The sequence below is a fragment of the Pantoea brenneri genome, from assembly GCF_038594305.1.
Taxonomy (GTDB): domain Bacteria; phylum Pseudomonadota; class Gammaproteobacteria; order Enterobacterales; family Enterobacteriaceae; genus Pantoea; species Pantoea brenneri.
The window spans coordinates 73,268-89,650 of the sequence record NZ_JBCGBG010000006.1 but is presented as its reverse complement, the minus strand read 5'-3'; the positions used below and the strand labels follow the sequence as shown (position 1 = coordinate 89,650).

Sequence of the window (16,383 nt, the reverse complement as noted above, 5' to 3'; positions counted from 1 at the left end):
AGAATGAAAAAAAATCTGATAAGTGCCGGTGTTCATCATGCGTTATTGCTGGGCGGCCTGCTGGCGTTTTCACCGTCGCTGCTGGCGGCTGAAAGCGCCAATCCGGCGTTGCAGGCGCTGTTCGATCAGGCGGCTTACTGGCATCAGAAAGCGCATGACGATCTGGCGATATCCTCGCTGCAGAAGGTGTTGATGGTGGAGCCCAACAACCCGCAGGCGCTCTATTTACTGGCGCTTTATGCGCAGCAGGGCGGTGATAATGCCGCCGCAGCGCAGTATCGCCAGCGTCTGAGCAAACTATCACCCAACGATCCGCACCTGAGCGAGCTGGACAATGCCCGTCAGCTACAGACGATTCCGCAGGCGCAGCTGTCACTGGCGCGTCAGCAGGCGCGCAGCGGCAACATTGCTGCCGCTCTGCAGACCTGGCGTAATACCTTTAGCGGCAATGAGCCGCCAGCCAGCGTTGCTGCTGAATATTATCTGACGATGGCCGGTGACCGTACTCTGCTGCCACAGGCGGTAGAGGCGTTGCGGCAGTTTGCCGCGCAGCACCCGCAGGATACCGGCGCACAGCTGGCGCTGGGTAAAGCGCTGACGTATCAGGAGTCGACCCGTCGCGAAGGGATTGAGGTGCTGTCCGCGCTGGCGAGTGGGAATCAGGAGGCCGACCGCTCGCTGCGGCAGGCGCTGCTGTGGCTCGGTCCGCAGCCCACCGATGCCGCGTTGTATCAGACCTGGCAACAGCGTCATCCACAGGATGCCGCTGTAATCGACTATTACCGTAAAAACGTCGGGGGCGCTGAGAAAGGCGCCGGTTTCAGTGCGCTCAACAGCGGTGATGTGGGCGGTGCGCAGACCAGCTTCGAAAAAGTGCTGAGCGCCAATCCGCAGGACGCCGATGCGCTGGCGGGTATGGGCTATGTCGCTCAGCGCGCCGGTCGTTATCAGGAAGCCGCAGACTATCTGCAACGCGCCGCGCAGCTGGGAGGCGATCAGGGATCGGCCCGTCAGCAGCAGGCCGACGATGCCCGTTTTTATGCGCAGCTGGCCAATGCGCAGCAGGCGCTGAAAAGCGGCAACAGTGCACAGGCGCTGGCATTAAGCGAACCGCTGGCGCAGGCCGAAGGCGAGAAAGGCATTGCTGCCCGCCTGTTCCGCGCTGACGTGCAGCGGCGCAGTAACCAGCTCGATCAGGCGGAGCAGACCTACCGATCTGTTCTGCAGAGCGATGCCAATAACCGCAGCGCCAAAGAGGGGCTGTTCTACGTGCTGCGTCAGCAGAATCGCAGTGCTGAAGCCAATACCCTGCTGGGCTCGCTGCCAGCCAGCGTTCGTCAGAGCGTGACGCCGCAGGCAAACGGTGCCGATACGCTGCGTCAGCAGGCGAAGCGTCAGCTGGCCGCCGGCAACAACGCAGCGGCCATCGCGACGTTGCAGCAGGGAGTCCAGCGTTATCCAGCCGATGGCTGGCTGCGGCTTGATCTGGCCCGTCTCTACCGACAGCAGGGTGAACCTTTACAGGCCGCTAATGTAATGCAGCCGGTGATGCGCAGCGGTGCCAGCAACAGTGAACTTTATGCTGGCGCACTCAACGCCAGCGAAAGCGGTGGCTGGCAGCAGGCCAGCGTGCTGCTATCGCGCATTCCGCCGTCAGCCCAAACGCGAGAGATGCGCGCTCTGGCGCAGCGGGTCAATTTTAATCTGCAGATGAGCACCGCTGACCAGTATCTGTCTCAGGGTGCCAATGCCGCCGCCGCTAACACCCTGAAAGCGTTAGCGGTGAATCCGCCCGCCAACCCGGCTGATGCCGGTAATCTGGCGCAGAAGCTGGCGCAGGCTGGCGATCTCACCACCGCCGTTTCGGTGGTGCGCACCAATATGCAGCGCGGTGTACAGGGTAATGCCGGTGATTACGCAGCGCAGATGGCGGTCCTGAACCAGGCCGGGCTGAGCGCCGAAGCGCAGCGCTTCCTCAGCAGCCCGGAACTGCAGGCGCGCAGCACGCCGACGCAGCTGGCGGCGATACGTAACGGGTATCTGATTAATGAAGTTGACCGCCTGCGGCAGCAGCGGCAGTACGCAGCGGCCTACGATAAGTTGATCGGTGCGTTACAGCAGGATCCACAGAATCGCGATTTGATGTTCGCCATGGCGCGTCTCTATCAGGACGGTAAGATGAACCGGGATGCGGGCGTGGTATATGACTACCTGATGACGCAGGACACGCCGACTCAGGATGCGCGCGTCGGGGCGATTAACGTCGCGCTGGCGCAGAACAATGTGCAGCGCGCCAACACGCTGACGCGCGGCCTGAACACCGCCACCCAGACGCCGGATCGCCTGCTGCTGCTGGCGCGGGTGGCGGAAGCGAATGGCGAGCATAGCGAAGCGATGCGCTATCTGCGTTCGGCACGCGGACAGCTGATTGGCCTGCAGGGCGCGCAGCCGGGCAGTATGCCGACCGTGGGCGGGCTGGCGCTGGCGGATAATCCGTTCATCAATCGCAACACGTCGCCGGTCGGGCGTTCAGCTTCCCGCTACGGCACCGTGCTGCCATGGCAGGTTGCGCCTGCCACCACGTCTGTCCGCTCTGAGCAGCCAGAAGGCGATGCGACGGTATCTGCCTCATCGCAGACCCTGCGTCAGATTGACACCATGATGGATTCGCTGCAGGAAAAAACGGCCAGCTGGAGTCAGGGAATGGTGCAGGTGCGCGGTCGTGATGGCGAATCGGGACTGAGCAAGCTGACCGAAGCCAAAGCGCCGCTGACCTTCTCTACCGTACCGTTTGGTGAGTCGCGCTTTGACTTCACCATGACGCCGGTGTCGCTGACGGCCGGCAGCGCCGCGGGCGATGCATGGCGACGTTTTGGCACCAACGCCTTAACCCAGGGCCAGGTGGTCGCCGCAGGCGGGGCAACCCTGAATGACGTGCCGAACGCCACAACCGATTCACAAACCGCCTCGGGCGTGGAGCTGAATCTGGCGCTGAAGGGCGACAGTTACAAAGTCGATCTTGGCAGTACGCCGCTGGGTCAGGATCTCAGTACGCTGGTGGGTGGGGTGCAGTGGTCGCCGAAGCTTACCGACTTCCTGACGCTGATCCTGACTGGCGAACGTCGCGCCATCACCGACAGTCTGCTGTCATATGTTGGCGCAGAGGACAAGACCAGCGGCAAGCGGTGGGGTCGCGTCACCAAAAACGGCGGCAATGCCTTACTGAGTTATGACAATGGCGATGCCGGTTTCTACGCGGGCGCGGGCGCTTACAGCTACCTCGGCGAGAATGTCGCCAGTAACAACAATCTGCAGGCGACCGCCGGCGCTTATGTGCGTCCTTACCATGCCGACGACCGGGAGCTGAAACTGGGGATGAGCCTGTCGTGGATGGACTTCTCGAAAAACCTCAGCTATTTCAGTTATGGCCAGGGCGGCTACTTCAGTCCGCAAAACTACGCTTCCGTGTCATTCCCGGTCGACTTCTCACGTCAGTATGACGATCTGAAGGTGAAGCTGGGCGGCTCGGTCGGCTATCAGTCCTACAGTCAGGACAAGAGTGCTTACTTCCCGGACGACGCCAGCCTGCAGTCACAGCTGGAAGCGCTGGCTGCCGACGGTAGCGTGAAAAGCGCGTACTACTCGGGCGGCAGTAAAAACGGTATCGGTTATAACCTGCACGCGGGGGCCGATTACAAACTCAATAAAGAGGTGACGATTGGCGGTCAGCTGGGTTACGACACCTTTGGTGATTACAACGAAAGCAGCGCGCAGCTTTATGTCCGTTATCTGTTTGGAGATAAATAATGAATGAACATTCTGGCGTGTCGCATCCGCATCCACCCGGCTGGTTTGATCTGGTCAGCGTACTGATTGAGGGCATGGTCGCCAACGGCGGCCAGCAGCAGGCTGAAGCGTTCCTCTACAACATGGGCGAATCGCTGGCGACCCGCTATCCGTTGTCTGAAGCACGCACGGTGCAGGATCTGGAGCGGGAAATGAATCTGCAACTGGCGCGTTTTAACTGGGGATTTGTGCAGCTGCAGCCAGAAGAGAAGGCGCTGTTGATCAGCCATCACGCCTTACCGGCAGGTGATAATATCCATACGGCTGCTGACTGGCAGGCGGCGTTTGGCGCAGTCGCGGCGGGGCTGTTCTCGGGCTGGCTGCAGGCCCAGGGCGGCAGCAGTGCGGTGCCGGTAACGCCTGAACTGAATGATGGCAGTACGCTGTATTATCGATATCAATAGGACGGGTGAATGAACGTTAAGCCACAGTGGCTGGGATGGATCTGCTGTATCTGGCTGTTACTCGGCAGCGCGCAAGCCGCAGCCAGCGGCTGGGACAGTTTTAAAAGTCGCTTTGTCACGTCAGAAGGGCGGGTCATCGACACCGCGAATAACAATGTCAGCCATACCGAAGGGCAGGGCTACGGCATGCTGCTGGCGGTGGCGAATGACGATCGCGTCACCTTTGATCGGCTATGGCAGTGGACGCGCAGCCAGTTAGGGAATCCACAGACCGATCTGTTTTACTGGCGCTATACGCCAGGCACGGCAAACCCGGTTGCGGATAAAAATAACGCCGCTGATGGCGATGTGCTGCTGGCCTGGGCGTTACAGCGCGCCGCGCAGAAATGGCAGGTGGAGAGTTATCAGCAGGCGTCTGATCGTATTCAGCGGGCGATTATTAAGCTGGATGTGGTGACCTTTGGTGGGCATACCGTGCTGTTGCCTGGCGCACAGGGCTTCAATAAAAGCAGCTACGTGGTGCTGAACCCCTCTTACTTCCTGTTTCAGGCGTGGCGGGAGTTCGGTGAACACAGCCATCTGCAGGTGTGGAATCAGCTGATTGAGAGCGGTCTTGATTTGCTCGCTAAGCTGCATTTCGGTAACAGTGGTCTGCCGCTGGATTGGGTGGCGCTGAATGCCGACGGTTCGGTTGCCCCGGCCATCGGCTATTCCAGCCGCTTCAGCTACGATGCGATTCGCGTGCCGCTCAATATCTGGTGGTACGATCCGCACAGCCTGGCGCTGGTGCCGTTCCAGCAGGTCTGGCAGGGCTATAGCCGGATGATGACGCCGGCCTGGTTTGATGTCCTGGCCAATACTCCCGCGCCCTACCATCTTGAAGGCGGTCTGCTGGCGGTGCGCGACCTGACGCTGAATGAGACCGGCTATCTGAGCGACCGGCTGGCAGCGGATCAGAACTATTTTTCGGCCAGCCTGCAACTGCTGACCTGGATGGCGTTTCAGGAAAAACGGTAACGCGACTGCTATTGCCTGCCCGATAAGTGCGGAAAAAATCGCCCTTATCGGGTAGAGAATCCGAATCTCTCCGCTGTGGCGCTATTGCCAACAAAAAAAACCAACGTTGGGATATACTTGCCGGACATTTTCCTGTCTGATATCTGAGCTTTTTTATAGTCGGGAGAGAATTTTTGCGGGTAAGCCGGTCACTTACGATAAAGCAGATGGCGACGGTTTCGCTGGTTGCGGTTATCACCATCAGTATCTTTATCGTCATCCAACTGTTTCATTTTGTGCAGCAGCGCAGGATTGACTACGCCCAGCAGATGGAAAATATCGCGCATACCGTCCGGCAGCCGCTGTCAGAAGCGGTGCTGAGAGCGGACATTCCGCAGGCCGAACGCATTCTCCACTCGCTGAAACCCGCCGGGATTTTATCGCGTGCCGACGTGGTGCTGCCCAACGCGTTCCAGGCGCTGCATGCTGACTTCGAAAACGAGAAGCCGGTGCCGCGTCTGGTGGCACGCCTGTTTGAGTTGCCGGTGCAGATTACCCTGCCGCTCTACTCGGTTGAAAACACCGGGCTGCCTAAACCGCTGGCCTATCTGGTGCTGCAGGCCAACTCGACGCGGGTCTACCAGTTTATCCTCAGTACGCTGTCGACCATGATCACCACCTATCTGCTGCTGGCGCTGATTCTGTCGGTGGCGATCAGCTGGTGCATTAACCGGCTGGTGGTCCATCCGCTGCGTAATATCTCGCGTGAACTGCAGGAGCTGCCGCCGCAGTCGATTCTGACCCACAAACTGACGCTGCCGCCGAGCCACCGTGACGATGAGATCGGCATGCTGATCCGCAGTTACAATCGTAATCAGCAGGTGCTCGAGTCAGTGCATGATGAGATGAGCCGGCTGACCACCCATTTTGACGTCACCGATCTGCCCAACCGGGCGCTGTTCCTGGCGCTGGTCGAGCAGTACATGTGCAATCCTGACCAGCCACTCGGCCTGATGGTGATCCGCATTGAAACCCTGCAGGAAGCCAATGGCGTGTTGAGTGATGAGCAGCGCGACACCCTGATGCTGACGCTGGTCGAGAAAATCCGCAGTACCCTGGATGACCACACCCTGCTGGCGCAAACCGGTCCCAGCGACTTCGTGCTGTTGATGAAGCGCGCCAGTAATCCATTCCGCGCGCTGCGGCTGGCGCGTAATCTGATGATTCGCCTCAACCAGCCGGTTAATCTGCATCAGCTGCAGCTGCGACCGAACGCCAGCATCGGCCTGGCGCTGCGCGACGATCGGCCGCTGAGTGCCAATGAGCTGCTGGATCGCGCCACTTCCGCCATGATGTCGGCACGCCATCAGGGTAAGAACCAGATTCTGTTCTTCGATGCGGCCTTAACCGAGCGGGCGCAAAAACGCCTGACCCAGGAGCACGACATTTTGCAGGGGCTGCATGACGATCAGTTTGCCCTCTACCTGCAACCACAGATTGATATGCGCACCGGCGAACTGGCTGGGGCGGAAGCGCTACTGCGAATGCGTCAGCCGGACGGCAGTTTCGGTCTGACCGAGGAGTTTATCGCCAGCGCTGAAGAGATTGGGGTAATTAGCGCGATTGGCCGCTGGGTGTTTGAAGAGGCGTGCCGCATTCTGGCCGGCTGGCAGCGACAGGGCATTATGCTGCCGCTGAGCGTGAATATCTCTGCGGTCCAGCTGCGTGATAGCGCGATGGTGAGCCATCTGCAGGCGCTGCTGAAGCGCCATCAGATTGCGCCAGGCACCTTCGTGCTGGAAGTGACAGAAACAGCCCATATCGGGGATACCGGCCAGGCCATCTCGCTGCTGCGGACCTTGCAGCAGACCGGTGTGGCGGTCGCGCTGGATGACTTCGGCATGGGCTACTCCAACCTGAACTCTCTGCATCAGCTCAAAGCGTTGCCGGTCAATAAGCTGAAGATGGATCGCAGCTTCGTCGCGGCGCTGCCGGATGATGACACCATGGTGCGCATCGTGGCGGCAATAGCCGAGATCATCCATCTGGATGTGATTGCTGAAGGCGTCGAAACCGCCGAGCAGCGCGACTGGCTGCTGGCGCGCGGCATCCATATCGGGCAAGGGTATCTTTATGCTGAAGCCTTGCCGCTGGCGCGCTTCAATCAGGCATGGATTGAAAACCGCTCACTGCCGGAATAATTACCTGATTCATTGATTTTGCGAGAATTTTAGTTACAAAACCCTATGCTGAAGCGTTTCAGTTCAGAATTACGTCTGTATCATTTCCCCCTGCTTTGTAAGCCTGTATTAATCACGTAAACAGAGTGTTATTTTCGGGTTACTGTCAGGCGCCGCCCGTGTTGCCCGTCAGTCACAATAACGAATCCGACAACATCACCTCACGGCGTTAGTGGACACCTGTTTATGAAAACCTCACTTTTTAAAAGCCTTTATTTCCAGGTGCTGATGGCGATTGGCATCGGCGTTTTGATAGGCCATTTTTATCCGGAATTAGGGACCCAGATGAAGCCGTTGGGAGATGGCTTCGTTAAGTTGATCAAGATGATTATCGCCCCGGTTATTTTCTGTACCGTGGTGACCGGCATTGCCGGTATGGAGAGCATGAAGGCGGTTGGCCGCACCGGCGCGGTGGCGCTGCTCTATTTTGAAATTGTCAGTACTATTGCGCTGATCATCGGTCTGGTGGTGGTCAATGTGGTGCAGCCGGGAGCCGGAATGAACGTCGACCCGGCCACGCTGGATGCCAAAGCGGTGGCGGTTTACGCGCAGCAGGCGGAGCAGCAGGGAGTCGTTGCGTTCCTGCTGGATGTGATCCCTAACAGCGTCATCGGCGCCTTCGCCAGCGGCAACATTCTGCAGGTACTGCTGTTCGCCATTCTGTTTGGTTTCGCGCTGCATCGCCTCGGTAATACCGGCACGTTGATTTTCAACGTGATTGAGAGCTTCTCGAACGTGATCTTCGGGATTATCAACATGATCATGCGTCTGGCTCCGATCGGCGCATTCGGCGCGATGGCGTTCACCATCGGTAAGTATGGCGTTGGCTCGCTGGTGCAGCTCGGCCAGCTGATTATCTGCTTCTATATCACCTGTATCCTGTTCGTGGTGGTGGTGCTGGGACTGATTGCGCGGCTGTTTGCCGGTTTCAGCATCTTCAAATTTATTGCTTACATCAAAGAAGAGCTGTTAATCGTGCTGGGGACCTCCTCTTCGGAGTCGGCGCTGCCGCGTATGCTGGATAAGATGGAGCGACTGGGCTGCAAGAAATCGGTGGTGGGCCTGGTGATACCGACCGGCTACTCCTTCAACCTGGATGGCACGTCGATCTACCTGACCATGGCGGCGGTGTTTATCGCCCAGGCCACTAACGCGCACATGGACATCTTCCATCAGATCACGCTGCTGGTGGTGCTGTTGCTCTCGTCGAAAGGGGCCGCCGGGGTGACCGGTAGCGGATTCATCGTACTGGCGGCGACACTTTCAGCGGTCGGCCATCTGCCGGTAGCCGGTCTGGCGCTGATCCTGGGTATCGACCGCTTTATGTCCGAAGCCCGTGCGCTCACCAACCTGGTGGGTAACGGCGTGGCGACCGTGGTGGTGGCGAAGTGGGTCGACCAGCTGGATCAAAAACAGCTTAAAGAGACGCTGGCCGGTGGGAATAAGGCGAAAAAAGCAGCTGATCCCACACTTTAATCATTGATTTGCACTTAAATCCCGACAAATGCCCGCTGTCACTTGCCCTGACAGCGGGCATTTGGATAATAAACCCTACTTGTTTTTTTTGACGTTTTTCACTTCGTTGCGCGACATCCTGAGCTTCCTGTGGTCAAACACTCTGTTATTGGATAACAGCGCGATTCGGCGCCAGCCGATTCGCTAATAACAGCGGCAAAACGTGCCAGCGATAACGATATTTGAATTATTTGAGTAGGGGTTCACATGCAGGGCACCAGAATTCGGCTTTTGGTTGGTGGATTAGTGCTGGCAGCGACCAGCTATGGTCTCCAGGCAGAAACGCTGCAACCGGATCCGGCCTGGCAGGAAGGCAAGCTGGATAACGGATTTAACTGGCAGTTACTGGCCACACCGCAACGTCCCAGTGACCGCATCGAACTGCGCATGGTGGTGAATACTGGCTCGCTGGTCGAAAGTGCGCAACAGGCGGGCTTCAGCCATTTGCTGCCACGTCTGGCGATGGTGCATAACACCGCGCTCGACACCAACCAGCAGCGCGCTTTGTGGCAACAGGCCATGGATCCCCAGCACCCGCTGCCACCTGTCATCGCCTCTTATGATTTCACCCAATACAACCTCAGCCTGCCGAACAATCGCCCTGAACTGCTGAAAGAAGCGCTGAGCTGGCTGGCGGCCACCGCCGGCAATATGGCGATTACCGAGCAGGTGGTGAATACCGCGCTGACCGCGTCCGATCCGGTTGCGACCTGGCCGAAAGATACCCAGGATGTCTGGTGGCGTTATCGGCTGAAAGGCTCGGCCCTGCTGGCGCACGATCCCGCGGCACAACCGCGCGCGCCGGTCGATTTAACCCAGCTGAATGATTTTTACCGTCAGTGGTATACGCCTGACGCGATGACGCTGTATGTGGTGGGTAATGTTGATAGCCGTAGCCTCTCCGAGCAGATCAATAAAGCGTTTTCGCCGTTAACCGGCAAACGTGAAACGCCTGCGCCGCTGCCGACTTTATCACCGCTGCCGCATGAGCCGGTGAATCTGGTCAACGGCAAAATGACTCAGGATCGTCTGTCGCTGGTGTGGGATACGCCGTGGCAACCGATCCGTGATTCCCAGAACCTGCAACGTTACTGGCAAGGCGATCTGGCGCGTGAAGCGCTGTTCTGGCACGTCCAGCGTGCGCTAAGCGACAGCAAAGCGCAGGGCGTACAGGTTGGTTTTGACTGTCGTGTGCTCTATCAGCGTGCGCAATGCTCCATCAACCTGGATGCGCGCAATGAATCGCTGGCGCAGAACATGACGCTGGTGGCGCGCGAACTGGCGACGGTGCGTGATAAAGGCTTACCGCAGGAGGAGTTTGATGCGCTGATGGCGCAGAAACTGCTGGAGCTGAACAAGCTGTTCACCACCTACGCCCGCACCGATACCGATGTGCTGATGAGCCAGCGTCTGCGTTCACAGCAGAACTCGGTGGTGGATATCGCCCCGGAACAGTATCAGAAACTGCGGCAGGCGTTTCTCGCCGGTCTGACCCGCGAGCAGCTGAATCAGGAACTGCGTCAGCAGCTTAGCCAGGAACTGATGATGGTGCTGATTCAGCCGGAAGGGGAAGCCGAAACCAACGTGAAAAGCCTGCAGAGCAGCTGGGAGAAGGTGATGGCGCCGCCTGCGGCACCGGCGGCCGGCAACGATGCCAGCCAGCCGGATAACAGCGTCAGCGACATTCAGCCGCCCGCCGCGTAATCCCTCAGGTTTTTGCCCTGAGCCACTCGGTCACCAGCATCGGCCAGCTGGCAAGGGGCAAATCTGCCACGCCACGGATACCGAATCCGTGGCCACCCTTCTGATAGAAATGCACCTCTGCCGGGACGTTGTGCTCCCGTAATGCGCCGAAAAACGCCATGCTGTGGTTCACCGACACCGATTCGTCGTCGGCGGCGTGAATCAGCAGGGTTGGCGGCACCAGCGGGTGAACCCGGGTTTCCAGTGAATAGGCCTCAATCGTTTTTTGATCGGGCCATGCGCCGAGCAATCGGGTACGTGAACCTTCATGGGCAATGCCGTCACGCATGCTGATCACTGGATAGACCAGCACCATCGCATCGGGACGCGGCGAGAAGTTTTCTGCGCCATCCTGTACCGGATAGAGCTTTTCGGCAAAGCGGGTACCCAGGCTGGCGGCGACGTGTCCGCCGGCTGAAAAGCCCATCATCACGATGTATTTGCCGTTCAGGCCGCGCTGCGCACGTTCACGCAACACCCGTACTGCCCGCTGCGCATCGGCCAGCGGCGCATCCGGCCCCTCATGATGTCCATCATAAGGCAGCCTATAGGTCATTACCGCCAGGGTGTAGCCCATCGAGGTAAAGAAAGTGGCGAGCGCGCTCCCTTCACGATCGATCATCACGCGATGATAGCCACCGCCCGGCGCGACCAGCAGGGTAATACCGTTCGACTCCACCGGATGCCAGATCGCCATTTCCGGGCAACGTACGCCGGTGGCGGCGCGATCGTAAGGCTCATACTGTTTGGCCATATCGATAATTTGCGGCTGCGCGCGCGAATCGCTGGCGCCTGGCGCATCACCGTGCGGCCAGATATTAATAATTTCTGTGTGCATAACATGTCCTGATGCGAGGGATGTTTTAATTGTTTTGTTCGCGGCCGGAGAGCACAGCGTCCTGCTGTTGTTGATTAAAAGATGGTCTTTTTTCAGCCGGACGTCCATCCGAAAACGGTAAAAATGACCAGATTCGGACTATGCCTGGTGGCGATTTTTTTTCAGTAAGCGGCTAATTTTAAACAAGAATTTATAAGTCGTTCTGGAGGCGTTAAGGCGGCAGGATAGGCGATTAATGACGATTTATCCGCTTAAGGTAAATGTCCGGTATAGCCCGCTTTGTTAGCCGGAATTTACCGGATATTTCGCTGCGGGCTGTTAAGGGGCAATAATGGGTCGGGCAGGCTACGGGCGGTACTGATACGCCCTCGCCGGAGCCGTTTAGTCGGGCATCGCCTCAGCGGGAATAATTGCGCCACGATGCTGAATCACGGTGCTGGCGGTGAGATGGCCCCGCTGCGCAGCGGCTTCGGCTGAAGCGCCGGTCAGGCGGCGGGCCAGATAACCGGCACTGAACGAGTCGCCGGCGGCCGTGGTATCAATCACCTTCTCCTTCGCCAGACGCACCGCCGGGACATCCGTCAGGGGGGCATCACCCACGGCGACCAGGCACGATTCTGCGCCGCGTTTAATCACAATTTCACTGGCTCCCGCCTGGCGAGTGCGGGCAATCACCGCCTCCAGCGGCTGTTCGCCCCACAGCAGATGCTCATCATCCAGCGTCAGAAAAGCGATATCGGTGCGGTTAAGCATGGCGCGGTAAGCCGCCTGCGCACTGGCCTGATCCGCCCATAAGCGCGGACGATAGTTATTATCAAAAATCACCTTACCGCCATTGGCCCGACAGCGGTCCAGCAACTGCATCAGCTTATCGCGGCTGGCCGGGGCCAGAATCGCCAGGCTGATGCCGCTCAGGTAGAGATAGTCGTAGTGCGCCAGCTGCTGACAGATCGCCTCTGACTGAGGGCTGTCGAGCCAGTAACGGGCTGCGGCATCGCTGCGCCAGTACCAGAAGGTGCGCTCGCCTTCAGCATCGGTTTCAATCACATACAGGCCGGGCATCTTGTTGTCGAGGCGCTGGATCAGATCGGTATTGACCTTCTCCTGCTGCCAGGCGGCGATCATCTGATCGCTGAAGGAGTCGACGCCGAGTGCAGTAACGTAATCGACCCGAAGCTGATCCTGATTCACCTGGCGAGCGAGGTAGACCGCAGTATTCAGCGTATCGCCGCCAAAGCCGCGTTTAATGTTCTCACCCTTTTCGGACAGCTCAATCATGCATTCACCAATAATGGCAATTTTTTTCTGCGTCATGGTTTTAGACCTGTAGTGAAATATCGCCTTAGTCTCGCGTCTGGTATGGCAGACGTCAATGCTTTTAAAACGGTGTTTTAATTTAACTTAAGGTGACGAATAGCGGCGATCGCGCTGATAAAGAGGGCTATTTTCGGCTTGTTTTGGCGATAGTGTCCCGCTAAAGGTTGTTAAACTCCCCGCTTTGATGTGGCCGGACATTTCATCAAGCGATCACAGGCATGGTCGATAATCGCCGCTGAGTCGCCAATTTTGAGCGCTCATTACCAACCAGGAAAACATCATGGTGATGGAGAGTATTAGTCAATGGCTACCTTTTTCAACTGACCTCAACTCCCAACCGGAAACGCCGCATTTCTGGCACCAATGCCAACGATTTTATCGCTTCCAGCCGATTTATCAGGTGACGGGGCGGTTGCTGGCAATCGAGTTGCTGACGGCCATTAGCCATCCGTCTGCACCGGAAGAAACCCTGTCGCCGGAAGCCTATTTTGCCGGGCTTGAGATTGCGCAGCGACTGCATGTGGTACAGGAACAACTCGAACTATTAACGCAGTGGGCTGCTTTCTTTGAGCAGAATGCGGTGGTCGCCTCGGTCAACATTGATGGGCCGTCGCTGTTATCTATTCAGCATCATCCGGCGATCCGCAGCTTGATTGTTCGCCTGCCCTGGGTTCGCTTTGAACTGACAGAACACCATGTCCTGCCACAGGAAGAGATGATCGCTCAGATGCCGGAGCTCGGGCCGCTGTGGCTGGATGACTTTGGCTCTGGCATGGCCAATTTTTCGGCGCTGACCGAACTGAGATATGACTACATCAAACTGTCGCGCGAGCTGTTTATCCTGCTGCGCAATTCCGATGAAGGACGCAGCCTGTTTTCGATGCTGCTGGCGCTGATCAACCGCTACTGTAACGGGGTGATCGTCGAAGGAGTAGAAACCGACGATGAGTGGCAGCAGGTCAGAAGTTCGCCCGCTATTGCCGCGCAGGGCTATTTCTTTTCGCGTCCGCTCCCATTTTCTGAGTTGAATCATCTCACTATCCAGCTTCCCTGATCCCGTTGCCCACGGTCTCGACTATCTTTAACGGAGACCGTGAAAGTGCAAGGAGAAAGCGCAATGTCGCGTACCGGGAAAATAGTCAGTTGGGTTGCAGGAATTCTGTTGTTGTTAATCGTGATCATCATCGTGGTGATCGCCACCTTTGACTGGAACCGACTGAAACCCACCATCAATAAGAAAGTCACGACCGAACTCAATCGTCCGTTTGCGATACGCGGCGATCTGGGCGTCGACTGGGCGCGCAATCCGCAAGAGCAAGGCTGGCGGCGCTGGGTGCCATGGCCGCAGGTGCATGCGGAAGATATCATGCTGGGCAATCCGCCCGATATTCCTGACCTGACCATGGTGCATCTGCAGCGGATCGATGCCACGCTGGCTCCGCTGGCGTTACTGCATAAAGAGCTGTTCATCCCGTGGATTAAATTGCAGCGGCCCGATGCGCGGCTGGTTCAGACCGCGGATAAGAAAAATAACTGGACCTTCAATCTCGCCAGCAGCGACAGCAACGATCAGCAGGCGGCACCTTCGGCCTGGTCATTCCGCCTCGATAACATCCTGTTTGATCAGGGCCAGATTCGCTATCGCGACGCGATTAACCACGCCGATGTAACGGTACAGGTTAATCCGTTGGGTAAACCGGTGCCGTATGGTCAGATCGCTGGCGGTGACGATAAGCAGCAGGGCGCAGGCGACTTTGTCTTCGGCTGGCAGGCGCGCGGAACCTATAACGACGAGAAACTGAACGGTGAAGGCAAGATTGGCGGAATGCTGTCGCTGCGCAGCCAGACGACGCCGTTCCCGGTGCAGGCTGATATCCGCAACGGCACCACGCGAGTGCAGGTGACCGGCGGGGTGAAAGACCCAATGAATCTCGGCGGGCTGGATGTGCGTCTGCGCTTCTCTGGCGACACGCTGGCGAATCTGTATGGGCTGACCGGCGTGCTGTTGCCTGACACGCCGCCGTACGAAACCGATGGCCACCTGATCGCGAAATTCAGCGACGATAAGGGCGCGATCTACCACTATCAGAAATTTAACGGCCATATTGGCGACAGCGATATTCATGGTTCGCTGACCTACAGCCAGGGCAAACCGCGCCCCCGGCTGAGCGGTGAGCTGACCTCAGACCAACTGCGGATGGCCGATCTGGGGCCGCTGATTGGGGTCGATTCCGGTAAAGGCAGCGACAAAACCGCACAGGCAAAATCGCGGCGGGGTGAGAAATCGAGCCAGCCAGCCGATCGGGTATTGCCACACGATCGGTTCGACACTAAAAACTGGGACGTGATGGATGCCGACGTTAAGTTCAGCGGGAAACGCATTGAACACAGCAATTCGCTGCCGCTGAGCGATCTTTATACCCATCTGCAGCTGAAGGATGGCGATCTGCTGCTTGATCCCCTGCGTTTTGGTATGGCGGGCGGCACCCTCAACAGCACTATCCGGCTGGAAGGCGATCGCACGCCGATGCGCGGCCGGGCTGACATTCATGCGCGTAAACTGCGCCTGCGTCAGCTGTTCCCGAATGTTCAGGCGATGCAAAACAGTCTCGGCCAGCTAAACGGCGATGCCAGCTTCACCGGCACCGGTAACTCGGTAGCCGAACTGCTGGCGACCAGTAACGGTCAGCTGAAGCTGCTGATGAACGACGGCGTGATCAGCCGTAGCCTGATGGAGATTGCCGGACTGAACGTCGGCAACTACGTGGTGGGCAAGCTATTTGGCGACGATCAGGTACGGATTAACTGCGCCGCTACCGATATCAAACTGCAAAACGGTCTGGCGACGCCAAACCTGTTTGTGTTTGATACCGAAAATGCGGTGATTAACGTCACCGGTAACGCCAATTTTGCCACTGAGCGGATGGATCTTTCGGTCAATCCGGAGAGTAAAGGGGTGCGTATCATCACGCTGCGTTCACCGCTCTATGTGCGCGGCACCTTTAAAAATCCGGATGCCGGCGTGAAAGCCGGTCCGCTGCTGGCCCGTGGCGCAGCAGCGGTGGCGCTGGGCACCGTTGTCGGCCCGGCTGCGGCATTGCTGGCACTGATTTCGCCGAGTGATAACGACGATAACCAGTGCAGCACCGTATTGCAGCAGATGAAGCAGCAGAAGTAATCAGCTGCGATAGAGCACTTTGATAATGTGATAACCAAAGCCGGTCTTTACCGGCCCGTAAGGTGTTAACAGCGGGCAGGTAAAGACCGCTTTATCAAAGGCTGGCACCATCTGCCCCTGACGAAATTCCCCCAAATCACCGCCATTGCGGCCGGAAGGACAGGTTGAGTGCTTCTTTGCCAGCTGCTGAAAATTGCCACCCTTAGCCAGTTTCGCCAGAATCTCTTTTGCCAGCGCTTCCTCTTTCACCAGGATGTGTAAAGCTGCCGCGGTTTTCGCCATGTTGCTATCTCGGTTGTGTATAAT

11 protein-coding genes are annotated in these 16,383 nt (G+C 57.8%); 8 read left to right on the top strand and 3 right to left on the bottom strand.

All coding sequences use genetic code 11. The features are described from left to right. Nucleotides 1-3 precede the first annotated feature (3 nt). The 6 genes from AABB92_RS18870 to AABB92_RS18845 all read left to right on the top strand — a co-directional run bounded on the left by AABB92_RS18870 (nucleotide 4) and on the right by AABB92_RS18845 (nucleotide 10,705). Nucleotides 4-3,807: a cellulose biosynthesis protein BcsC gene (locus AABB92_RS18870; RefSeq protein WP_031375074.1), complete on the top strand. Its 3,804-nt coding sequence runs from the start codon at nucleotides 4-6 to the stop codon at nucleotides 3,805-3,807. Beyond that, entirely contained in the window at nucleotides 3,807-4,250 is a 444-nt protein-coding gene (gene bcsD, locus AABB92_RS18865; RefSeq protein WP_031375073.1) for a cellulose biosynthesis protein BcsD, read from the top strand. The genes AABB92_RS18870 and bcsD overlap by 1 nt, the downstream gene beginning before the upstream one ends. 9 nt (nucleotides 4,251-4,259) lie before the next feature. Then, on the top strand, nucleotides 4,260-5,267 hold the full coding sequence (locus AABB92_RS18860; protein WP_046289557.1) for a family 8 glycosyl hydrolase: 1,008 nt from the start codon (nucleotides 4,260-4,262) through the stop codon (nucleotides 5,265-5,267). 173 nt (nucleotides 5,268-5,440) lie between these two features. Continuing rightward, nucleotides 5,441-7,447, top strand: coding sequence for a biofilm formation regulator HmsP (hmsP, locus tag AABB92_RS18855; RefSeq protein ID WP_031375071.1), 2,007 nt, complete (start codon nucleotides 5,441-5,443; stop codon nucleotides 7,445-7,447). 225 nt (nucleotides 7,448-7,672) lie between these two features. Continuing rightward, nucleotides 7,673-8,962: a dicarboxylate/amino acid:cation symporter gene (locus tag AABB92_RS18850; RefSeq protein ID WP_031375070.1), complete on the top strand. Its 1,290-nt coding sequence runs from the start codon at nucleotides 7,673-7,675 to the stop codon at nucleotides 8,960-8,962. Nucleotides 8,963-9,208: 246 nt separating this feature from the next. Then, the gene (locus AABB92_RS18845; RefSeq protein WP_031375069.1) at nucleotides 9,209-10,705 is read left to right on the top strand and encodes a M16 family metallopeptidase; all 1,497 of its coding nucleotides are present in this window, start codon (nucleotides 9,209-9,211) and stop codon (nucleotides 10,703-10,705) included. Nucleotides 10,706-10,709: 4 nt separating this feature from the next. Here the strand turns inward: AABB92_RS18845 and AABB92_RS18840 are convergent, their stop codons facing one another. Both AABB92_RS18840 and kdgK read right to left on the bottom strand, forming a co-directional pair. Beyond that, nucleotides 10,710-11,582: an alpha/beta hydrolase gene (locus tag AABB92_RS18840; protein ID WP_031375068.1), complete on the bottom strand. Its 873-nt coding sequence runs from the start codon at nucleotides 11,580-11,582 to the stop codon at nucleotides 10,710-10,712. Nucleotides 11,583-11,963: 381 nt separating this feature from the next. Then, nucleotides 11,964-12,896: a 2-dehydro-3-deoxygluconokinase gene (kdgK, locus tag AABB92_RS18835; RefSeq protein WP_031375067.1), complete on the bottom strand. Its 933-nt coding sequence runs from the start codon at nucleotides 12,894-12,896 to the stop codon at nucleotides 11,964-11,966. Nucleotides 12,897-13,179: 283 nt separating this feature from the next. On the opposite strand from kdgK, the gene pdeH reads away from it, so the two are divergent. Then, entirely contained in the window at nucleotides 13,180-13,953 is a 774-nt protein-coding gene (gene pdeH, locus AABB92_RS18830) for a cyclic-guanylate-specific phosphodiesterase (protein WP_031375066.1), read from the top strand. Between the two features lie 63 nt (nucleotides 13,954-14,016). Next, nucleotides 14,017-16,077 (top strand): AsmA family protein, encoded by a 2,061-nt coding sequence (locus tag AABB92_RS18825; protein WP_031375065.1) that lies wholly within the window; start codon nucleotides 14,017-14,019, stop codon nucleotides 16,075-16,077. Here the strand turns inward: AABB92_RS18825 and ppiC are convergent, their stop codons facing one another. Continuing rightward, nucleotides 16,078-16,359, bottom strand: a complete 282-nt coding sequence (gene ppiC / locus AABB92_RS18820; protein WP_031375064.1) for a peptidylprolyl isomerase PpiC — start codon at nucleotides 16,357-16,359, stop codon at nucleotides 16,078-16,080. Nucleotides 16,360-16,383: the final 24 nt, after the last annotated feature.